The organism is Georgenia sp. Marseille-Q6866, assembly GCF_965111665.1.
Genome location: NZ_CBCOOR010000025.1, coordinates 26,893 through 47,116 on the forward strand (window position 1 = coordinate 26,893; position 20,224 = coordinate 47,116).

At 74.8% G+C, this 20,224-nt stretch carries 16 protein-coding genes, 1 tRNA gene and 1 pseudogene; 7 read left to right on the forward strand and 11 right to left on the reverse strand.

Going from position 1 to position 20,224, the window contains the following annotated elements:
* Window positions 1–9 precede the first annotated feature (9 nt).
* Together ACWPXV_RS15905 and ACWPXV_RS15910 are read right to left on the reverse strand one after the other, a co-directional pair.
* Window positions 10–369, reverse strand: coding sequence for an NADH-quinone oxidoreductase subunit A (locus ACWPXV_RS15905; protein ID WP_454086127.1), 360 nt, complete (start codon window positions 367–369; stop codon window positions 10–12).
* 70 nt (window positions 370–439) lie between these two features.
* Complete coding sequence (locus tag ACWPXV_RS15910) at window positions 440–1,732, reverse strand: geranylgeranyl reductase family protein (RefSeq protein WP_454086128.1); 1,293 nt, start codon at window positions 1,730–1,732, stop codon at window positions 440–442.
* A gap of 143 nt (window positions 1,733–1,875) precedes the next feature.
* Here ACWPXV_RS15910 and ACWPXV_RS15915 point away from each other — a divergent pair, with 143 nt between their 5' ends.
* Both ACWPXV_RS15915 and ACWPXV_RS15920 read left to right on the forward strand, forming a co-directional pair.
* Complete coding sequence (locus ACWPXV_RS15915) at window positions 1,876–2,565, forward strand: demethylmenaquinone methyltransferase (protein ID WP_454086129.1); 690 nt, start codon at window positions 1,876–1,878, stop codon at window positions 2,563–2,565.
* A gap of 11 nt (window positions 2,566–2,576) precedes the next feature.
* Complete coding sequence (locus tag ACWPXV_RS15920; protein ID WP_454086130.1) at window positions 2,577–3,863, forward strand: isochorismate synthase; 1,287 nt, start codon at window positions 2,577–2,579, stop codon at window positions 3,861–3,863.
* Window positions 3,864–4,034: 171 nt separating this feature from the next.
* Here the strand turns inward: ACWPXV_RS15920 and ACWPXV_RS15925 are convergent.
* Window positions 4,035–5,093: pseudogene (locus ACWPXV_RS15925) on the reverse strand (S1C family serine protease); the annotation flags it as partial.
* Window positions 5,094–5,377: 284 nt separating this feature from the next.
* Between ACWPXV_RS15925 and fdhD the strand changes: the two are divergent.
* The gene (gene fdhD / locus ACWPXV_RS15930; protein ID WP_454086131.1) at window positions 5,378–6,211 is read left to right on the forward strand and encodes a formate dehydrogenase accessory sulfurtransferase FdhD; all 834 of its coding nucleotides are present in this window, start codon (window positions 5,378–5,380) and stop codon (window positions 6,209–6,211) included.
* Between the two features lie 131 nt (window positions 6,212–6,342).
* On the opposite strand, the gene ACWPXV_RS15935 is transcribed toward fdhD, so the two are convergent.
* The 5 genes from ACWPXV_RS15935 to selD all read right to left on the reverse strand — a co-directional run bounded on the left by ACWPXV_RS15935 (window position 6,343) and on the right by selD (window position 13,549).
* Complete coding sequence (locus ACWPXV_RS15935; RefSeq protein ID WP_454086132.1) at window positions 6,343–7,188, reverse strand: formate/nitrite transporter family protein; 846 nt, start codon at window positions 7,186–7,188, stop codon at window positions 6,343–6,345.
* On the reverse strand, window positions 7,185–8,207 hold the full coding sequence (gene nrfD / locus ACWPXV_RS15940; protein WP_454086133.1) for an NrfD/PsrC family molybdoenzyme membrane anchor subunit: 1,023 nt from the start codon (window positions 8,205–8,207) through the stop codon (window positions 7,185–7,187). Before nrfD ends, ACWPXV_RS15935 begins: the two co-directional genes overlap by 4 nt.
* Window positions 8,204–9,190 (reverse strand): 4Fe-4S dicluster domain-containing protein, encoded by a 987-nt coding sequence (locus tag ACWPXV_RS15945; protein ID WP_454086134.1) that lies wholly within the window; start codon window positions 9,188–9,190, stop codon window positions 8,204–8,206. Before ACWPXV_RS15945 ends, nrfD begins: the two co-directional genes overlap by 4 nt.
* 1 nt (window position 9,191) lies before the next feature.
* Complete coding sequence (gene fdh / locus ACWPXV_RS15950; protein WP_454086135.1) at window positions 9,192–12,488, reverse strand: formate dehydrogenase; 3,297 nt, start codon at window positions 12,486–12,488, stop codon at window positions 9,192–9,194.
* A gap of 65 nt (window positions 12,489–12,553) precedes the next feature.
* On the reverse strand, window positions 12,554–13,549 hold the full coding sequence (selD, locus tag ACWPXV_RS15955) for a selenide, water dikinase SelD (protein WP_454086136.1): 996 nt from the start codon (window positions 13,547–13,549) through the stop codon (window positions 12,554–12,556).
* A gap of 70 nt (window positions 13,550–13,619) precedes the next feature.
* Here selD and ACWPXV_RS15960 point away from each other — a divergent pair.
* The 4 genes from ACWPXV_RS15960 to ACWPXV_RS15975 all read left to right on the forward strand — a co-directional run bounded on the left by ACWPXV_RS15960 (window position 13,620) and on the right by ACWPXV_RS15975 (window position 17,356).
* Window positions 13,620–13,714, forward strand: a tRNA-Sec gene (locus tag ACWPXV_RS15960).
* A 22-nt stretch (window positions 13,715–13,736) separates the two neighbouring features.
* Complete coding sequence (gene selA / locus ACWPXV_RS15965) at window positions 13,737–15,041, forward strand: L-seryl-tRNA(Sec) selenium transferase (RefSeq protein WP_454086137.1); 1,305 nt, start codon at window positions 13,737–13,739, stop codon at window positions 15,039–15,041.
* The gene (locus ACWPXV_RS15970; protein WP_454086138.1) at window positions 15,041–16,795 is read left to right on the forward strand and encodes a SelB domain-containing protein; all 1,755 of its coding nucleotides are present in this window, start codon (window positions 15,041–15,043) and stop codon (window positions 16,793–16,795) included. The genes selA and ACWPXV_RS15970 overlap by 1 nt, the downstream gene beginning before the upstream one ends.
* Before the next feature lie 81 nt (window positions 16,796–16,876).
* A complete protein-coding gene (locus ACWPXV_RS15975; RefSeq protein ID WP_454086139.1) occupies window positions 16,877–17,356 on the forward strand; it encodes an ATP-binding protein in 480 nt (159 codons plus the stop codon).
* Here ACWPXV_RS15975 and menD read toward each other — a convergent pair.
* From menD to ACWPXV_RS15990, 3 genes are all read right to left on the reverse strand, one after another.
* Window positions 17,353–19,011, reverse strand: a complete 1,659-nt coding sequence (gene menD, locus ACWPXV_RS15980) for a 2-succinyl-5-enolpyruvyl-6-hydroxy-3-cyclohexene-1-carboxylic-acid synthase (protein WP_454086140.1) — start codon at window positions 19,009–19,011, stop codon at window positions 17,353–17,355. The genes ACWPXV_RS15975 and menD overlap by 4 nt on opposite strands.
* Window positions 19,008–19,997 carry an o-succinylbenzoate synthase gene (locus ACWPXV_RS15985; protein ID WP_454086141.1) on the reverse strand — a complete coding sequence of 330 codons (990 nt, stop codon included), beginning with the start codon at window positions 19,995–19,997 and terminating at the stop codon, window positions 19,008–19,010. Before ACWPXV_RS15985 ends, menD begins: the two co-directional genes overlap by 4 nt.
* A 24-nt stretch (window positions 19,998–20,021) precedes the next feature.
* On the reverse strand, window positions 20,022–20,224 hold a 203-nt coding region (locus tag ACWPXV_RS15990; protein WP_454086142.1), incomplete at its 5' end, for a hypothetical protein.

Sequence of the window (20,224 nt, forward strand, 5' to 3'; positions counted from 1 at the left end):
TTGTCCTCCTCAGTCCCACTCAAGGGCGCCGCGCCGCCACTCGTAGGCGAAAGGCACGGTGATGATGGCGATGAAAGCGAGCGCGGCGATGAGGCCGAAGGCGGCCAGCTCACTGAAGGCGATGGCCCACGGCACGAGGAAGATGACCTCGACGTCGAAGACGATGAAGGTCATGGCCACGAGGTAGTACTTGATGGGGAAGCGGCCGGCGCCCGTGGCGCGCGGGGTGGCCTCCACACCGCACTCGTAGTTCGCGACCTTGACCCGGTTGTAGCGCTTGGGCCCGATGACCGCGCTCGCCGCGAGGCCGCCGATCGCCAGTGCGGCAGCTGCCGCCGCCATGACGAGGATGGGGACGAAGGGGTTCATCGTGCCTCCGTGGTTGCTCGGTGCGCGGTGGGCGTGGCCCTCCGGCTGCTCGGGTGTCCGTCTCGCTGCCTCACGATGCGGGCACCGCCCTGCTCAGTGCCGCGATGAGCCTATCCATCCAGTCCCCGTCGCGGCGGTCGAAGCCGTCGGACAGGAGCTTCATGACGAAGCGCATGAGGACGGGCCGTGGGAGACCGTACTTCACGCAGGCGCGCATGATCTCCGGCCGCTCGATGAGGCGGGCGAAGACCTGGCCCATCGTGAAGTAGCCGCCGAGCTCGTCGGCGAGGATCGCGGGGTAGGTCCGCAGCGCCTTCTCCATCGCGTAGGGCGTGGTCCGGGCGAGGGCCTGGGAGACGACGTCGGCGGCGATCCGGCCGGACTGCATCGCGTAGGCGATGCCCTCGCCGTTGAAGGGCGAGACCATGCCGCCGGAGTCACCGACGAGCAGCATCCCCTGGGAGTAGTGGGGCTTGCGGTTGAAGGCCATCGGCAGGGCGGCGCTGCGCAGCTCGCCCACCTGGTTCTCGGGCGTGAACTCCCACTCGGCGGGCGCGTTGCGCATCCACGTCGCGAACAGGCCCTTGTAGTCGAGCTTCGTGGGCTTGGCGGTGGAGCTGAGCGAGCCCAGGCCGACGTTGACCGTGCCGTCGCCGAGGGCGAAGATCCAACCGTAGCCCGGCATGAGGTTCGAGCGGCCAGGCTCCCCGTCCCACAGCTCCAGGTGCGACTCCATCATCGGGTCGTCGTGGCGCGGGCTCCTGAAGTAGGTGCGGATCGCGACGCCCATGGGGCGGTTGTCGTTCTTCTCGATGCCCATCGTCGTGGCCAGGCGCGCGGAGACGCCGCCGGCGTCGACGACGATGCGGGCACGGTAGGTGCGCTCCTCACCCGTCCGCCGGCCCTTGGCGTCCACCGAGCGGGTGGTGACGCCGAGGATGCGGCCCGAGCGCTCGTGGCGCACCGGGCCGGTGACGGCCACGCCCTCGAGCAGCCGCGCACCGCTGCCGGCGGCGTGCCGGGCGAGGGTCTCGTCGAGGTTCATCCGCGAGCGGGCCAGGCCGTAGGACGGCATCTCGGCGAGCTCGGGCCAGGGGATCTCGATGCGGTGGCCGCCGCCGTAGGTGCGCAGCCCCCAGTTCCGGATCCAGCCGTCGGACTCCTCGGTGGGCACGCCCATGCGGATGAGCTCGGCGACGGCGCGCGGGGTGAGGCCGTCACCGCAGATCTTGTCGCGCGGGAAGGTCGCCTTCTCGAGGAGGAGGACGTCCAGGCCGGTCTGGGCGAGGTAGTGCGCGGTGGCCGATCCGGCGGGACCTGCACCGACAACGATGACGTCGGCGTCATCGTGGGCTGCGCGCACGTCACCTCTCCTGGTTCGTCATGGTGCCCACCGACGTCCAGAACGGCGCGGTGATGCAACAGCAGTCTACAAAGTTCGCGACGCGCGAACCGCTTAGGGTGACCTAACCAGGCGCGGGGGGCGCGTCCTGGGACAATGCCCTCATGAGTCGAGCCGACCTGGACAAGCAGCCGCGTGAGGTGGCGAGGATGTTCGACGCCGTGGCCAAGCGCTACGACGTGACGAACGACATCCTCTCCCTGTGGCAGGACCGCGCGTGGCGCGTGGCCACCCGGCGCGCGGTCGCGGCCGAGCCGGGCATGCGGGTCCTGGACCTCGCGGCCGGCACCGGCACCTCCAGCGAGGCCTACGCGGACGCCGGCGTCGCCGTCGTCCCCTGCGACTTCTCCACCGGCATGGTCGGGGTGGGCAAGCGCCGCCGTCCCGACCTCAGCTTCGTCGCGGGTGACGCGACGAGGCTGCCCTTCGCCGACGAGTCCTTCGACGTCGTGACGATCTCCTTCGGCCTGCGCAACGTCGTCGACACCGACCTCGCGCTGCGGGAGATGCGGCGCGTGACGCGCCCCGGCGGACGCCTGGTGATCTGCGAGTTCTCCCGGCCCACCTTCGCGCCCTTCCGCGTGCTGTACAGCTTCTACCTCACCCAGGTGCTCCCCCGGGTCGCGCGACTGGTGTCCTCCAACACCGACGCCTACGGCTACCTCGCCGAGTCGATCACCGACTGGCCCGACCAGCGCGGCCTGGCCGCCCTCGTGGAGGGCGCTGGCTGGCGCTCGGTGGGCTACCGCAACCTCTCCGGCGGCATCGTCGCGCTCCACCGCGCGACCCGCTGAGGGCAGCCGCGATGTCGTCCGCACCCGCCGGGGACCCGGCGCCCGTCCCCCTGCTCGCCCGGACGGTCCCCATCGAGGACCCCGGCGACCTCCTCGACCTCCTCCCCCGCCCGGACGTCACGACGACGGCGAGCTGGGTGCGCCGCGGCGACGGGCTCGTCGGCTGGGGCGTGGCCGCCCGCGTGGACACCTCCGGCGCGACCCGGATGATCGACGCCGACGCGTGGTGGCGCCGGACGGCCGACGCGATGGTCGTGCGCGACTCCGTCGGCGTGCCGGGCACCGGACCGGTCGCCTTCGGCTCCTTCGCCTTCTCCCGCCGCTCGCAGGCGGGCGGCACGCTCGTCGTCCCGCGCGTCGTCGTCGGCCGCCGCGAGGGCCGCAGCTGGCTCACCGTCGTCGGCCCGGCCGGCCTGGGACCGAACCCCTCGCTCGCCCACAGCCGCGGCGACGTCGTGCCCGTCACCGCGCCCGGCGAGGTCACCTTCACCGACGGCGCCCTCACGAGCGCGCAGTGGCAGGACGCGGTGGCCGAGGTCGTCGACGCGATCCGCGCCGGCACGGTGGAGAAGGTCGTCATGGCCCGCGACGTCGTCGCCCGCACGAGCGCCGACGTCGACGTCCGCCACCTCCTGCGCAACCTCGCCGACCAGTACCCGACGTGCTGGACCTTCGCCGTCGACGGGCTCGTGGGCGCGACCCCCGAGCTCCTCGTGCGGCGCGACCAGGGCCTCGTGGCCTGCCGGGTCCTCGCCGGGACGATCCAGCGCACCGGCGACGACGCCGCGGACCTGCGCCACGCGGCCGAGCTCGCCCGCTCATCCAAGGACCTGGGCGAGCACGAGCTCGCGGTCCAGTCGGTCGCCGAGGCGCTGGGGCCGTACTGCTCGAGCTTCAACGTGCCCGACTCGCCCTTCGTCCTCCACCTGCCCAACGTCATGCACCTGGCCAGTGACGTCACCGGCGTCGTCGACCGGCAGACCTCGCCGAGCTCCCTCGCGCTCGCGGCGGCGCTCCACCCGACGGCCGCGGTGGGCGGGACGCCGACGCCGCGCGCCGTCGAGGTGCTCGCCGAGACCGAGCGGATGGACCGGGGCCGCTACGCCGGCCCCGTCGGCTGGATGGGCGCCGACGGCGACGGCGAGTGGGGCATCGCGCTGCGCTCCGGGGAGGTCACCGGCCCGCGGTCGGTGCGCCTGTTCGCCGGCTGCGGGATCGTCGCCGCCTCCGACCCGGCGGCCGAGGTCCGCGAGTCCGAGGCCAAGCTCCGTCCCATGCGCAGCGCCCTCACCACCTGAGCGCCCCCACCCCCACCACATATGGGTGAAAATCGCGGCCGTCGCACAGCGTCGGCCGCGATTTTCACCCATATGCGTTGGGGGGTCAGGTGCCGGGGTGGGCCTCGTCGCCAGGGTGACCTCGACCCGGGTGAGCTCGCCGTCGCGGACGACGTCGAGGGTCGCCTCGTCGCCGGAGGAGTACTGGCGGACGTAGCCGGTGAGGGCGGCGGAGCCGTCGACGGCGCGGTCGTCGATCGCGGTGATGACGTCGCCGCGCTGCAGGCCCGCCTCCGCGGCGGGCGATCCGTCCTCGACCTGCTCGACCCGGGCGCCGGCGCGGGTGACGCCGTCGACCTCGGCCGTCGTGTCGGTGAGCCCGACGCCGAGGAAGGCGTGCTCGACGCTGCCGTCCTCGACGAGCTGCTGGGCGACGTCGGCGGCCTGGTCCACCGGGATCGCGAAGCCGAGCCCGATGCTCCCGGACTGCCCGCCGCCGCCGGAGAGCGTGGCGATCGAGCTGTTGATGCCGATGACCTGCCCCTTCGCGTCGAAGAGCGGGCCGCCGGAGTTGCCGGGGTTGACCGCGGCGTCGATCTGGATCGCGTTCGTCACGACGGACTGCGTGCGGCTCTGGGTGACGACCGGGCGGTCGAGGGCGGAGATGATGCCGGTGGTGGCCGTCGAGTCCAGCCCGAGCGGGTTGCCGACCGCGAGGACGGCCTGGCCGACCGCGAGGTCGGCGGAGCTGCCGAGGGTGGCCGGGGAGAGGTCGGCCGGCGGGTCGACGAGCCGGACGACGGCGAGGTCGGTCGTCTCGTCCTGGCCCACGAGCTCGGCCTCGTAGAGGCGGCCGTCGGCCAGCGAGACGGTGATCTCGCGAGCGCCGTCGACGACGTGGCTGTTGGTGAGGACGTGCCCCTCGTCGTCGATGACGACGCCGGAGCCCTGGCCCTGCCCGGACGCGGTCGTGACGTCGATGGCGACGACCGACTCCCGCACGGCGGCGGTGACCGCCTGCCAGTCCGGGGTGGCCGACGTCGAGCTGGCGGGGACGACCTGCGTGGGCGCCGCCGTGGTCGGGGTGTCGAGCGCGGGCGAGTCGAAGGCGCCGGTGACGGTGGCCGTGCCGAGGCTCGCGAGGAGCGCGGCGGTCGCGGCGGTGCCGCCGAGGGCGGCCCAGCCGCGGCGGCGGCCGTGCGGGAGCACACGGGTCGCGCGGCGCTCGGCCAGTTCGTCGACGGAGGGCACCCGGGTCGCGGGGTCGGGGCGGGAAGGGTGGGGTGCCCAGGAGCATGGCGTCGACCTCCGCCTGCTCGCGGGCGGCCCGCTCGTCGCGGGCGATGTGGGCGTCGCGTCGCGCGTCGCCGGTGCTGCCGAAGTGGGTCATGGTGGTCCTCCTGGGTTGCGTTCTTCCCCCAGGGAACACCGCGGACCTTGTCCGGCTCTGGGTGGCACCTGGGAGCTTCCTGGGTGGCGCGCCGCGCGTCCCCCGCGGATACGATCGGGGCCGGACGACCGGGCGAGGAGGACGGGTGCGACGGACCAGGCGGCACCGCGTCGAGCGGCTCTCCGTCGACGGCACCAGCCGTCCGCGCAGCGACGTCCTCGCCGGTGAGGAGCCGATGGAGCTGCGCGTGGACGGCGCCGCGTGGACCGTCACCATGCGCACCCCGGGCGACGACTTCGACCTCGCGCTGGGCTTCCTCGTCTCCGAGGGCGTGGTGTGGGACGCGGAGCAGGTGGCCGGCGTCGCCTACGGTCCGGGGGTCAACCCGGACGGCACCCGGAGCTACAACATCGTCGACGTCCACCTGTCCCCGGGCGTCGCACCGCCAGGCACCGCCCACGAGCGCCACGTCTACACCTCCAGCGCGTGCGGCATCTGCGGCACGTCGTCGATCGACGCCGTCACCCGCGCCTCCCGCTTCCCCGTGGCCGACGACGTCCGCGTGCCGCTCCCCGAGCTGCTCGCCATGACCGACCGCATCCGCAGCGAGCAGCGGCTCTTCGCCGAGACGGGCGGGGTCCACGCGGCGGGGCTCTTCGCGGTCGCGGACGACGGGCGGGCCGAGCTGCTGTGCCTGCGCGAGGACGTGGGCCGGCACAACGCCGTCGACAAGGTCGTGGGCTGGGCGCTGCGCGAGCGTGGCCTGCCGCTGCGCCGCTGCGTGCTCCAGGTCTCCGGCCGGGCGTCCTTCGAGCTCGTCCAGAAGGCGCACATGGCGGGGATCGCCGTGCTGTCCGCGGTCAGCGCGCCCTCGGCGATGTCGGTGGAGCTCGCGGCGGGGGTGGGGATGACGCTCGTGGGCTTCAGCCGCGGCGACTCCGCCAACGTCTACGCCGGCCGCGAGCGCATCGTCACCTGAGCGCTGCGCGTCCGGCTCGCGCGGGCGCCGCGCCCTCTCCCAGCTTGGGTCGCCCTTTCCGATCACGCGTCGCCCGTCCTGGGCCGTCGGGATGAGCCGGAGGTGCGACGCATCGTGGCCCGCGGGGCGGCCTACGCCGTCTGGGCGTCGCGGTGCTCCGCCTCGACGTCGTCCTCGGGGCGGCGGGGGCGGGTGCGGTGGGAGAAGTAGAGGCCCAGCGCCGCGAGGGTGAGGCCGCCGATGAAGTTGCCGACGAGCACGGGGATCTGGTTCCACAGCCACCAGTCGTCGACCCCGATCGGGGCGCCGAGCATCATCCCGGTGGGAATGACGAAGAAGTTGACGACGGCGTGCTCGTAGCCGAGGGCGAAGAAGGTGAGGATCGGCATCCAGATCCCGAGGATCTTCCCGGCCAGGCTCGTGGAGGAGAAGCCCATGATGACGCCAAGCGCCACGAGCCAGTTGCACAGCACGGCGCTGAGGGTGGCCCAGGTGAGCCCGGTCGCCGGGCCGGCCTCCTCGTAGCGCAGGGTCTTGTCGACGGCGAGGTCGACGAGGGCCTGGGCGGTGGGCTCGTCGGTGATCGTCCCCATCCCGGTGAGGACCGCGCTGATCATCCAGCCCGCGGCCAGGCCGCCGATGAGGTGCCCGACGACGAGCCACCAGAACACGCGCAGACAGCCGGCGACGCTGACGCGCCGCTCGAGCACGGCCATCGGTACGACGCCGAAGGCGCCGGTGACGAGCTCGAGGCCGAGCAGGACGACGAGCGTGAGGCCGATCGGGAAGAGGAGCGAGCCCAGCACGGGGATCCCGGTCTGCACCTGGACCATGACCGCGAGGGTCGTCGCCGCGCCGAGCAGGTAGGTGGCGAGGACGGCCCGCAGCACGAGCTGCCACGCGGGCAGGGCGACCTTCTTCTCACCGGCCGGCCCGATGGCGTCGACGATCCCGAGAGGGGCGACGGCGTCGCTCACGGGGTTGCCTCCCCCCGCGGCGTGAACCGCACCTCCTCACCGCGCTCCACACGCTCGCGCTGCGGCACCACGGTGTACTTCGGGTCGCGGGCCGAGGCCTGGCCGGCCTCGAAGACGCCCATCCGGGTGCAGAAGGACCCGGCCGCGAGCGCCGCGCCGCTGAGGACGGCGGCCCAGCGGCGCCGCCCGGCGAGCAGCGTGCCGACCGCCCCGGCCGCCGTCAGCGCCTTGGCGGCACGCATGTAGCGCCCGCCGGTGCCGGTGTGGAGCGGTTCGGCCGTGAGACCCATCGAACGTTCCATGACCTGCTCGGCAACGAGCTCGGCGACCGCGCCCGCGACCGCCAGCCTCCGGGCCGGGCCCGCCTGCGCCACGGGGGTGGCCACCATCGCCGCGCCGCCGGAGGCGGCCGCCGCGGAGGCGCAGAAGACGAAGGGCAGCTCCCGGTAGGCCTCGCGCCACGACGGCGTGGACGTGTCGGACAGGAGGACGGCGGTGTAGGCGGCCACGGGTGGGGCGGTGAGCGCGGCCGCGACGCCGGCGGGCCTCCCGACCGCACGGAGCAGCCGAACCGCTCCGGCGTCGGGCTGTACGGGCAGCATCCGGACCACCTCGTCCAGTGCGGCGACGCCAGCCGGGGCGCCGTAGATGCTGAGCAACCAGGTCCCGACCGACATCGGGGACGTGAGCTTGACCGTGCGGAGCATGTTGAGGAAGCGCTCAGGTCGGCCCAGGTCGCTCACGAGCGCCCCGAGGCTCACGCCGAGCGCGCCCATCGAGACCAGTCGTCCCACCCGCCGCAGGTCCGGGCGGTCGGTGAGCTGAGCGCCCGCGGCGAGGAGCGAGGAGCCGGCGGCGAGACCGCCGGCGAACATGTAGAGGGGGATGCGCACGTCCCACGGTGCCGCCTTGACCACCTGGCGCCCGTAGTAGGACGTGAACTCGACGTCCGGGACGGTCTGCGGCTCGGACCGGTCACGCCGGGTGCGCGGACGGCGCGCCTGCGCCGGGGCGCTCACCGCTTCCCCAGGAAGACGAGTGCTGCCCCGGCGAGCAGCGCGCCGGCGGCAGCGCTGGCGCGGTTGAACATCTTCGGCAGGTAGTACGTCGGCACGACCGGGTCGGGCGGCAGGCCGTAGACCTCCGGCTCGTCGAGGAGGAGGAAGAAGGCGCCGGTGCCGCCGACGCCGTCGTTCGGGTCGTGGCCGTAGAGACGGGCCTCCGCCACGCCCTGCTCGTGCAGCTCGCCCCGGCGCTTCTCGGCCCGCTCCCGCAGCTCGTCGACGTCCCCGTACTGGATCGACTGCGTGGGGCAGGCCTGGGCACAGGCAGGTTGCAGCCCGTCACCGAGCCGGTCGTAGCACAGGGTGCACTTCTGGGCGATGCCCACGTTGAGGGCACCTGCCGGACCGCGGCGGCGCTCGATGACCCCGTAGGGGCAGGCCGGCACGCAGTACCCGCAGCCGTTGCACACGTCGTCCTGGACGACGACGGTGCCGAACTCGGTGCGGAAAAGCGCGCCCGTGGGGCACACGTCCAGGCACCCGGCGTGCGTGCAGTGCTTGCACACGTTCGAGGACATGAGCCAGCGGAAGTCGGCCTGCGCGCCCTCCTCGTCCGACATCATCGGGCCGTCGCCGGTGTCGGTCTGCGGGGCGGTCGCCACCGTCCCCGCGGGCATGCTCGTCTCCTGCCCGCCGGTCGGGGCCGGGGGCCCGGAGCCGGGCATGCCGAGGTTGACGGTGGGCCGCTGCTGCTCGATGAAGGCGACGTGACGCCAGGTGTTGGCGCCGAGCGAACCGGTGTTGTCGAAGGACTGTCCGAGGAGGTCGAAATCCTCCCCGCCGGGCACGAGGTTCCACTCCTTGCAGGCGACCTCGCACGCCTTGCAGCCGATGCACACGCTCGTGTCGGTGAAGAAGCCCTTGCGTGGCGGCGGGTCGACGTACCCCGCGTCCACTGCTGGGTCCACCGGCCCGAAGAGGCTGTTCCTGCCGGCCATGTCAGCTCCCCTCGGCTGGTCGGTACGGGGCGTCGTCGGCACCGTCGGAGCGGGTGACGGCGCGGGGGTCGGCGGTGACGATCGGCTGGTGAGTCTCGGTGCCGGCCCGCTGCCGGTACTCCGCGACGAGTGCGGTGAGCTGCGGGCCGCGGGGCCGGCGCCCCGGCAGCACGTCGCAGGTCCCCGCCTTGGTCTCCTGGATGAGGACGTTCGGGTCGAGGCTGATGCCGAAGAGGTCGTTGGCGGAGTCGCCGGTCACCAGGCCGTTGCTGCCCCAGTGGTAGGGCAGCCACACCTGGTGCACCACGCGCCCGGCCACCCGGAGCGGGCGCAGCCGGTCGGTGACGACCACGCGTCCCTCGACCGCCGCCCGAGCGGTGACGACGTGGCACCAGCCGAGGTGCTCGAGCCCCCGCTCCTCGGCGAGCACCGGGGAGACCTCGACGAACATCTCCGGCTGCAGCTCCGACAGGTAGGCCAGGGTGCGGCTCATCCCGCCCGCCGTGTGGTGCTCGGTGAGCCGGCTCGTGGTGAAGACGAAGGGGAAGACGTCGCTGCCGTCACCGGGTGGGCTCGGGTTGATCGGGTTGACGGGGTCGCGGTACTCCACGCGGGTGGGGTTGGCCTGCTGCCCGTACAGCGCGTTGCGGAAGGGCGACTCGACCGGCTCGTAGTGCGTGGGCATCGGCCCGTCGATGAGCCCGCTGGGCACGAACAGGGCCCCACGGCCGTCGCCCTGCATGATGAACGCGTCGGTCCCGTCGAGGGCGTCGACCCCTTCGGCACCAGGCTCGTGCCGGTAGGACGGCGGCTTGGTCCGCTCGAAGTCGGGCACGTCCTGGCCCGTCCACTCCCCCTTCTCCTCGTCCCACCACACGTAGGCCTTGCGCTCGCTCCACGGCTTGCCCTCGGGGTCGGCGGAGGCACGGTTGTAGAGGATGCGACGGTTGGCCGGCCAGACCCAGCCCCACTCGGGGGCGACGAGGGTCTGCTCGGACCCCGGCTTGCGCCGGGCGGCCTGGTTGACGCCGTCGGCGAAGACGCCGGTGTAGATCCAGCAGCCGCCGACGGTGGAGCCGTCGTCCTTGAGCTCGGTGAAGGAGGACAGCGGCCGCCCGGTCGCCACCTCGTAGCCGTTGATCTCCATGAGCACGGCCTCGGCGCTGGGCTCGTCGTGCTCGCCGTGGACGGGGTAGTCCCAGGCGAGATCGAGCAGCGGCCGGTCGCGCTCGAGGTTCGCCTCCGCCAGGCGCTCCCGCATGATCCGGCCCAGGTGGAAGAAGAACCACAGCTCCGAGCGGCGGTCGCCGGTCGGCTCGACCGCCTTCTCCCGCCACTGGAGCATGCGCTGGGTCTGGGTGAAGGTGCCCTCCTTCTCCACGTGGGAGGCCGCCGGGAGAAGGAACACCTCGGTGGCGCACTCCTCGGTGACGATCTCCCCCGTCTCGATCTCGGGAGCGTCCTTCCAGAAGGAGGCGCTCTCGATCTCGTAGAGGTCCCGGACGACGAGCCAGTCGAGCTGGGCCATGCCCAGCCGCTGCGCGCGCCCGTGCGCGGAGCCGACGGCCGGGTTCTGCCCGAGGAGGAAGTAGCCCTTGACCTTGCCGTCGATCATGTCGAGCACGGTGCGGTAGGTGCCGTGGTCCCCGGTGAGGCGTGGCATGTAGTCGTAGCACCAGTCGTTCTCGGCGGTGGCGGCACCGCCCCAGTACGCCTTGAGGAGGCTGGTGGCGTAGGCCGCGCCGTTGCCCCAGAAGCCCTTCCTCCCCGGCATGGCCATGTCCTCCACCCAGGCGGCGAAGTCCGGGTGCTGGCGTGCCTCGGGCATGACGAGGTAGCCCGGCAGGAGGTTGAACAGGGTGGGGATGTCCGTGGACCCCTGGATGCTCGCGTGGCCGCGCAGCGCCATGATGCCGCCGCCGGGACGTCCCATGTTGCCCAGCAGCAGCTGGAGGATGGAGCCGGTCCGGATGTACTGCGCCCCCACGCTGTGCTGGGTCCAGCCGACGCTGTAGACCAGCGCCGTCGTCCGCTCGCGGCCCGAGGCAGACACCCACGCCTCGGCCACCTCCTGGAGCTGCTCGGGGGAGACCCCGCAGGCCTCCTCCACCAGCTCGGGGGTGTAGCGGGAGAAGTGGCGCTTGAGGACCTGGTACACGGTGCGCGGGTGCTGGAGCGTCTCGTCGCGCTCGGGCTCCTCGGGCACCGGCATGCCGTGGGACTCGTGCTGGAGACCGGAGGCGGTGGCCCGGTCCTCGGCGCCCTCCTGCTCGTCCTCCCCCGTCCTCTCGACGCCGGCGTACTGCCAGGTCGAGGTGTCATAGGTGCGGGTCTCGGGGTCGAAGCCGGAGAACAGTCCGTCGAGGTCCTCGGTGTCGAGGTAGTCCTCGGACAGGATCGTCGCGGCGTTCGTGTAGGCGAGCACGTACTCGCGGAAGTCGAGCTCGTTCTGCAGGACGTAGTTGATGATCGCGCCGAGGAAGACGATGTCGGTCCCCACGCGGATGGGCACGAAGGTGTCGGCGAGCGCGCTCGTGCGGGTGAAGCGCGGGTCGACGTGGATGACCTTGGCGCCGCGACGCTTGGCCTCCATCACCCACTGGAAGCCGACGGGGTGAGCCTCGGCCATGTTCGAGCCCTGGATGATGATGCAGTCCGCGTTGCTGAGGTCCTGCTGGAAGTTGGTGGCCCCTCCTCGGCCGAAGCTGGTCCCCAGACCGGGGACCGTGGCGGAGTGTCAAATACGGGCCTGGTTCTCGATCTGCACCGCGCCCATCGCGGTGAAGAGCTTCTTGATGAGGTAGTTCTCCTCGTTGTCCAGGGTGGCCCCGCCGAGGGCGGCGATGCCCATCGTGCGGCGCAGGTGACGCCCCTCGGCGTCGGTCTGCTGCCAGGTCTCGGCGCGGGTGGCGAGGACGCGGTCGGCGATCATCTCCATCGCCGTGTCGAGGTCCAGCTCCTCCCACTCGGTGCCGTAGGGGCGCCGGTAGCGGATCGTCTCCAGGCGGTCCGGGCTGGTGACCAGGCTCTTGCTCGCCGAGCCCTTGGGGCACAGCCGCCCGCGCGAGATCGGGCTGTCCGGGTCCCCCTCGATCTGGACGACCTTCTCGTCCTTGACGAAGACCCGCTGCCCGCAGCCGACGGCGCAGTACGGGCAGACGCTGCGGGCGACACGGTCGGCGGTGGCGGTGCGGGGCGTGATCTGCTCGGTCTTGCGGGACCGCGCGGCCTTGCCCCGGCCCAGCACGTCCGTGCCGGTCAGCTGCCGCAGCACCGGCCAGCCGAGGAATGCCGCCATCACCGCCCCCTTCGTGTGCTCCCGGTCACCGTAGCGCGCACCTCCGACGTGCGCACGGGAACGGCTCAGCGGACGCGCACGGTCCACTCCTCGGCGGGGACGAGCTCCCCGATGACGGGGTGGCCGGGCAGCTCCCCGACGACGAGCAGCCCTCCGGAGGTCTGCGCGTCGGCGAGGAGGACGAGCTCGTCGTCGTCGACGTCCGCGCGCAGGTGGGGACGGACCCACTCGAGGTTGCGGCGGCTGCCGCCGGGGACGTAGCCGGCGGCGAAGGACTCGCGGGCGCCCGCGACGTAGGGCACCGCGGCGGAGTCGACGACGGCGCTCACGCCGCTCGCCCGCGCGAGCTTGTACAGGTGCCCGAGCAGGCCGAAGCCGGTGACGTCGGTGGCCGCCTGGACACCGGCCGCGAGCGCCGCGAGGGAGGCGTCCCGGTTGAGCGTCGTCATGACGGCGATCGCCTCCTCGAAGCGCTCGCCGGTGGCCTTGTGCCGGTTGTTGAGGACGCCCAGGCCGATCGGCTTGGTGAGCGTGAGGGGCAGGCCGGCGCGGCCGGCGTCGTTGCGCAGGAGACGGTCGGCGTCGGCGATGCCGGTGACGGCCTGCCCGTACTTGGGCTCGGGGTCGTCGACGCTGTGCCCGCCGCCGAGCACGGTCCCGGCCGCCTCGCAGACCGCCGCTCCCCCGCGCAGCACCTCCGCGGCGACGTCGAAGGGGATGCGGTCGCGCGGCCACGCGAGGAGGTTGACCGCGACGATCGGGGTGCCGCCCATCGCGTAGACGTCGGACAGCGCGTTGGTCGCGGCGATGCGGCCGAAGTCGTAGGGGTCGTCGACGACGGGGGTGAAGAAGTCCGCCGTCGCGATGACCGCGCGGGTGCCGTCGATGCGGACCACCGCGGCATCGTCGCCGTTCTCGATGCCGACGACGAGGTCGGGGTGCGTGCTCGTGGGCAGTCCGCCGAGGACCCGTTCGAGCTCCCCCGGCGGGACCTTGCAGGCGCACCCTCCCCCGGAGGCGTGCTGGGTGAGGCGGAGCTCGGGGTACGTGGCAGTCGTCACACGAGCCACCCTAGGCGGCTTCCCGGGCGATCACCTGCGCTCCTACCCCGGCGTGGTTAGGCTGCTCCGCGGAGGCGTACCTCGTCTGGTGACGGGCGCGGTCTTCAAAGCCGTTGTGGTCGAGGACCTCGGCCAGGCGGGTTCGATTCCCGTCCGCCTCCGCCAACCCGACCCAGGGAGCTCCGTGGTGCCCGACCCCCGGCGCGCGACGCCGCGCACCGACGCCGTCCTCGCCGACCCCGCCCTCGCCGCCGCCGCCGACCGGCTGGGCCCCGCGCTCGTCAAGGACGCGGTGCGCAACGCCATCGAGGAGTGCCGGCAGGGACGGGTTGAGCCGGGTGACGTCGTCGCCCTCGCCCTCGACCTGCTCCCGACGACGGCGACGACGGTCCGTCCCGTCGTCAACGCGACCGGGGTGCTCGTCCACACGAACCTCGGCCGGGCGCCGCTGTCCGCGGCGGCGGTCGAGGCGCTGACGGTGGCGGCGGGCACGACCGACGTCGAGCTCGACCTCGCGACCGGACGGCGCGGCCGCCGTGGGCGCGGCGCGCTGGAGGCCCTCGCGCGGGCGGTCCCCGACGCCGGAGCGGTGCACGTCGTCAACAACGGGGCGGCGGCGCTGGCCCTCGTCACGCTCGCCCTCGCGGCGGGGCGTGAGGTCGTCGTCGCGCGCGGGGAGCTCGTCGAGATCGGGGACGGCTTCCGGATCCCCGAGCTCCTCGAGTCGGTCGGCGCGCGGCTGCGGGAGGTCGGCACGACGAACCGGGTGCGGCTGGAGGACTACGCGGCGGCCGTCGACGGCGGGGACGTCGCCTTCGTCCTCAAGGTCCACCCCTCGAACTTCGCGGTCACGGGCTTCACCTCGAGCGTGCCCGTCGAGCAGCTGGCGACGCTGCCGGTGCCGGTCGTCGCGGACATCGGCTCCGGCCTCCTCGCGCCCCACCCGCGGCTGCCACGGGAGCCCTCGGCCTCCGCGACGCTGCGGGCCGGGGCCACGCTCGTCACGGCCTCGGGCGACAAGCTGCTCGGCGGGCCCCAGTGCGGGCTGCTACTCGGTGAGGCGGACGTCGTCGAGGGGCTGCGGCGTCATCCCTTCGCCCGCGCGCTGCGGGTCGACAAGCTCACCCTCGCCGCGCTCGAGGCCACCCTCACCGGCCCGGTCCCGCCCGTGCCGGCCGGGCTGGGCACGGACCCCGCGACCCTCCTCGACCGAGCCCGGCGGATCGCGGCGGCGCTGGGGCCGGACGTCGCCGCGGAGGCGGTGCCGAGCGTCGCGGCCGTCGGTGGGGGCGGGGCGCCCGGTGTCGAGCTGGCCAGCGCGGCCGTCGCCGTCGACGCCGCGTGGGCGCAGGCGCTGCGTACCGGCGCCGTCCCCGTCCTCGGACGCGCCCACCGGGGCCGCCTGCTCCTCGACCTCCTCGCGGTCCCGCCCGAGCAGGACGACGACGTCGTCACCGCGGTCCGCGCCGTCGCCGCCGCGGGTGCCGGGTGATGCACGTCGTCGCGACGGCGGGGCACGTGGACCACGGCAAGTCCGCCCTCGTCACGGCGCTCACCGGTGCGCAGCCGGACCGGCTGGAGGAGGAGCAGCGGCGCGGCCTGTCCATCGAGCTCGGCTACGCGTGGACGACCCTGCCCGGCGCCGGCGAGGTCGCCTTCGTCGACGTCCCGGGCCACGAGCGCTTCATCAGCACCACCCTCGCGGGGCTCGGACCCGTGCCCGCCGTGCTCCTCGTCGTCGCCGCGGACGACCCGTGGATGCCGCAGGCCGCCGAGCACCTCGCCGCCCTCGACGCCCTCGGGGTGGAGCACGGTGTCCTCGCCGTCACGCGCGCCGACCTCGCCGACCCGGCCCCCGCCCGCGAGCGCGCCCTGGCCGAGCTCGCGACGACGTCCCTGCGCGGCGCCCCCGCCGTCACGGTCTCCGCGCGCACCGGCGAGGGCGTCGCGGAGCTACGGGAGGCCCTCACCGCCATGCTCGCCGGCCTGCCCCGCCCGGCGGCGCACGAGCCGGTGCGGCTGTGGGTCGACCGCAGCTTCTCCATGCCGGGCGCCGGGACCGTCGTCACCGGCACGCTGCCCGCCGGGCGGCTGCGCGCCGGGGACGGGCTCACCTCGTCCCGCGGGGGGCACCGGGTCCGCGCGGTGCAGTCCCTGGGACGGCCCGTCGAGGAGGCCGAGGGGCCGGCGCGCGTCGCCCTCAACGTCTCAGGTCGCGTCGAGCGGGGCGAGCCCCTCGTCACGCCCGGCGCCTGGCACCACACCGAGGTCCTCGACGTCCGGCTCGGCGAGGTGCGGCTGGGGACCGGTGAGCCGCCCCAGCGCCCGCTGCTCCACCTCGGCTCGACGGTGCTCAGCGTCCACCACCGGCCGCTCGGCCCCGGGCTCGCCCGGCTCACGGCCGAGCGGACGCTGCCTCTCCGGGTGGGGGACCGGGCCCTGCTGCGCGACCCGGGCACCCGGCGGCTGTGGGCCGTCACCGTGCTCGACCCCGCTCCCCCGCCGCTGCAGCGCCGCGGCGCCGCGCGGCTGCGCGCGGAGGCGCTGGCGGGCGCGCACGGCGAGGCGGACGCCGCCGCCGAGGTCACCCGGCGCGGCCTCGTCGCGGCCGAGCTGCTCACGCGGATCGGCGTGCCGGTGGACGGCGTACCCGCCGGTGCCGTCGCCGCGGGCGGGTGGCTCCTGTCCGCCGAACGCGCCGCCGCGGCCGGACGGGCGGCGGTGGAGGCCGTCACCGAGCACACGGCCGCCGCGCCGCTCGAGCCGGCGCTCACCCTGGCCGCGCTGGCCGAACGGCTCGGGCTGCCGACGGCGGAGCTCGCGGCCGCCGTCGTCGCGGAGCCGCTGCGCGTGGAGGCCGGCCGGGTGCGGCTGGCGGGCGCCGACGACGTGCCGGCCGACGTCCGCGCGGCCGTGGCAGCCCTCCACGACCGGCTGGACGGCGCCCCCTTCGCGGCGCCGGCGGCCGACGAGCTGCCCGCCCTCGGTCTCACGCCGAAGGTGCAGGGCGCTGCCGTGCGGGCGGGGCTCCTCCTGTGCCCGGCCCCGGGCGTCGTCCTCCTCGCGGGCGCCGACGAGCTCGCCGCCGAGCGGCTGGCCGAGCTCCCCCAGCCCTTCACGGTGAGCGAGGCGCGCGGCCACCTCGGGACGAGCCGCCGGGTGGTCCTCCCGCTCCTCGCCCACCTCGACCGCACCGGCCGCACGCGGCGCCTGCCGGACGACCGCCGTCGGCTCACCGGGCGCTGACCGGCCCTGCGGTCGCCGGTGGCGCGAGCCTGTCGCATGCTCGTACTCGCCCCCACTGACGTGCCCCGGACGAAGGACGCCATGGCCCACCCAGACGACCGCGCCGACTCCGACGAGGGGCTGGTGTCCTCCAGCCCGCCCCCGGAGTACGTGACGGTGCGCCGGTGGAACCTGTCGACGGCGCAGGAGATCAAGCAGGTCCGCCGCGAGCTCCGCGAGGTCATCGGCGGTGACGGGCCGCCGTCGCGCGGTGCCCTGGCGGACGTGCCGGAGCGGATGATCCTCGTCGCCTCCGAGCTCGCCGCCAACGCCGTCGAGCACGGCCGGCCGCCGACGATCGTCACGCTGGGCTCGGACGGCGCCCGGTACCTGCTCGAGGTCGCCGACCACGACCCGAGCACCACGCCGGTGCTCGCCGGCCGCCGCGAACCGGGGGCCGGGGGCTTCGGGCTGCAGATCGCCCGGCGGCTCGGCCAGGAGGTCGGCTGGTACACGACCGGGAGGACCAAGCACATCTGGGTGACGTTCTCGCCCCAGGCGCCCCCGTCGGCCGCGGCCTAGCCGAGCTCCTGCCGGACGGCGCGGCCCACGCGGTCCGCGAGGCGCGCCCGCCGGTCCCGCAGCCCCGTGCGGTCGAGCGTCACCTCGACGACGGACCGGCCGACAACCGGCTCGGCGAGCACGTCCGCGAGCTGCTCCCTGCTCGCCACCGCCGTGTGGCGCACGCCGTAGCCGGCGCAGAGCGCGGCGACGTCCACCTCCTGCGGCGTGCCGAAGACCCGCTCGAAGGTGACCGCACGCTCGGGGGCGCCGTGCTCGAGGGTCGCGAAGATCGCACCGCCCCGGTCGTTGAGGAGGACCACCTGGAGGTCGACCTCCTCCTCGAGGGAGCCGCGCAGGAGCGCTCCGGCGTCGTGGAGGAAGGTGAGGTCGCCGAGGACCGCCCGGACCGGGGCGGCGGTCGCGAGCGCGAGACCCGTCGCGGTGGCGATCGTGCCGTCGATGCCGGCCAGCCCGCGGTTCGCGACCACCCGCAGGCCCTCCGGGAGCGCGGGGACGGCGAGGTCCCAGTCCCGGACCGTCATCGACGAGCCGAGGACGAGGGTCTCGCGGCGGCCCGGCGCGTGCGCGGAGGCGGCTGCCACGGTGCGGGCCACGCCGAGACCGTCCAGCTCCTCGTGGGCGGCGAGGACCTCCTCCGCGGCGGCCCCGGCGCGCTGCCACCGCGCCAGCCAGGCGCCGTCGTCGTCGCCGGGGAGGATGCGCATGCCACCCGCGACCCGCGCGGCGGTGCCGGCGACGTCGGGCCACACCGCGCCGGTGGGGGCGACGACGACGACGTCGACACCCGGGCGGGCGAGGAGCGCACTGACGGGCCGCGAGAGCGTGGGGTGCCCGAGGACGAGGACCCGCTCGACCTCCTCCCCCAGCTCGGCGAGGAGGAGCCGGTAGGCGGCGACCGAGTGGGCGCCGGTCCGAGCGCCGGAGGTCGGCTCGGCGAGCAGCGGCCAGCCCCCGGCCTCGGCGAGACGCGCAGCCTCCGGGCCCGCGCCGTCGCCGGCGACGACGACCGTGCGCCCGCCCGCGAGCACGTCGACCGTGCCACCGGACTCACGGACCGCGACGACGTCCCGCCGCGCGGGCGGGTCCCCGGGCTGCCAGGCCGCGGCCGGCACGAGCGGGTCGCGGAAGGCGACGTTGAGGTGGACGGGGCCCGGGTCGCCGGAGCGGGCGCCGGTCGCGGCGGCGAGTGCCCGGACGACCACCTGGCGGGTGGCGGCCGGGGGCGTGTCGGCGGGCAGGTCCGCCTCCCAGCGCGGCGCGGCGGCGAAGATGCCCACCTGCTCGGTGGTCTGGCTCGCGCCGGTGCGGCGCAGCTCGTGGGGCCGGTCGGCGCTGAGGACGACGAGCGGGACGCCGCTGTGCGCCGCCTCGAGGACGGCCGGGTGGAGGTTGGCGACGGCCGTGCCGGAGGTCGTGACGACGGCGGCGGGCACGCCCTCGGCGCGGGCCAGCCCGAGGGCGACGAACCCGGCCACCCGCTCGTCGACGCGCACGTGCAGGCGCAGCCACCCGGCGTCGTGCGCGGCGAGGAGCGCGTAGGCGAGCGGGGCGCTGCGCGAGCCCGGGGACAGGACGACGTGCCGCACCCCGCCGCGGACGAGCTCGGTGACGAGCTCGCGGGCGAGGAGGGCCGCGGGCGCCTCGGCGCTCACCGGCTCGCCCCCGCCAAGGCGGCGACGTCGGCGAGGCGGGCGCCCCAGCGGCGGCTCACGTCCGGCGGCGCGGCGACGGCGGCGAGGCTCTCCTCGGTCGGGACGGCTGTGGTCACGGGCAGGTAGCCGCCGTGCGGGACGAGCGGCTCGGGGACGGTGTCGTGCTGGAGCAGCCGGACGGTGCCGAGCCCGCAGGCGTGGTGGAGCTCGGGCAGGGCGGCGGCGAGCGCGACGCCGGCGGCGATGCCGACCGAGGACTCGAGGGCGGAGGACACGACCACGGGCAGCCCGACCTCCTCGGCCAGCCGCAGGCAGGCGCGCACGCCACCGAGCGGCTGCACCTTGAGGACGACGACGTCGGCCGCCTCGGCCCGGCGCACGGCGAGGGGGTCCTCGGCGCGCCGGATCGACTCGTCGGCGGCGATCGGGACGTCAGTGCGGCGGCGCAGGGCGGCGAGGTCCTCGACGGCGGCGCAGGGCTGCTCGGCGTACTCCAGGCCGCCGGCCGCGCGGTCGAGGAGGGCGAGCCGTTCGAGGGCGGTGTCGAGGTCCCACGCGGCGTTGGCGTCGATTCGGATGAGCCCGCCCGGGCCGAGGGCGTCGCGCACGGCCTCGAGGCGGGCCTGCTCCTGGGCCACGTCCTGCCCGGGCTCGGCGACCTTGACCTTGGCCGTGCGGCACCCGTCGCTCGCCGCGACGATGGCGGCGGCCTCCTCGGGCCCGACGGCGGGGACGGTGACGTTGACGGGCACCCGGTCACGGACGGGGGCCGGCCAGCCGAGCTCGGCGGCCTCGAGAGCGGCGGCCAGCCACGGGCGGGACTCGGCGTCGTCGTAGTCCCAGAACGGGGAGAACTCCCCCCAGCCGGCCTCCCCGCGCAGCAGCACGCCGTCACGGGTGGTGAGGCCGCGGAAACGGGTGGTCATCGGGCTGGACCAGACGGCGACGGGCGGCGGGACGGCGGGGCGCCCGGGCGAGGAGGTCACCTCCCGAGGATAGGCCGGGCGGCCCTACCCGAGCAGGGCCAGGGCGGCCTTGAGCGCGCCAAGCGTCCAGGAGGCGACGTAGACCGCCGCCGCCGCGAGGCAGCAGCGGACGACTACGCGCCGGACGACGCCCTCCTCGGGCTCCCGCGCCATGACGGGCAGCTGCTGGTCCCCCATGGTGGGCACCGTACCGTCCTGACCGGCCCGGGGGGCGGCGTTCACGGGGG

What these genes read in the sequence shown, in the direction of transcription:
- ACWPXV_RS15945 (WP_454086134.1), bottom strand. Translation starts at nt 9,190, where the DNA reads ATGGCCGGCAGGAACAGCCTCTTCGGGCCGGTGGACCCAGCAGTGGAC.
- ACWPXV_RS15920 (WP_454086130.1), top strand. Translation starts at nt 2,577, where the DNA reads ATGTCGTCCGCACCCGCCGGGGACCCGGCGCCCGTCCCCCTGCTCGCC.
- ACWPXV_RS15915 (WP_454086129.1), top strand. Translation starts at nt 1,876, where the DNA reads ATGAGTCGAGCCGACCTGGACAAGCAGCCGCGTGAGGTGGCGAGGATG.
- ACWPXV_RS15975 (WP_454086139.1), top strand. Translation starts at nt 16,877, where the DNA reads ATGGCCCACCCAGACGACCGCGCCGACTCCGACGAGGGGCTGGTGTCC.
- ACWPXV_RS15905 (WP_454086127.1), bottom strand. Translation starts at nt 369, where the DNA reads ATGAACCCCTTCGTCCCCATCCTCGTCATGGCGGCGGCAGCTGCCGCA.
- ACWPXV_RS15970 (WP_454086138.1), top strand. Translation starts at nt 15,041, where the DNA reads ATGCACGTCGTCGCGACGGCGGGGCACGTGGACCACGGCAAGTCCGCC.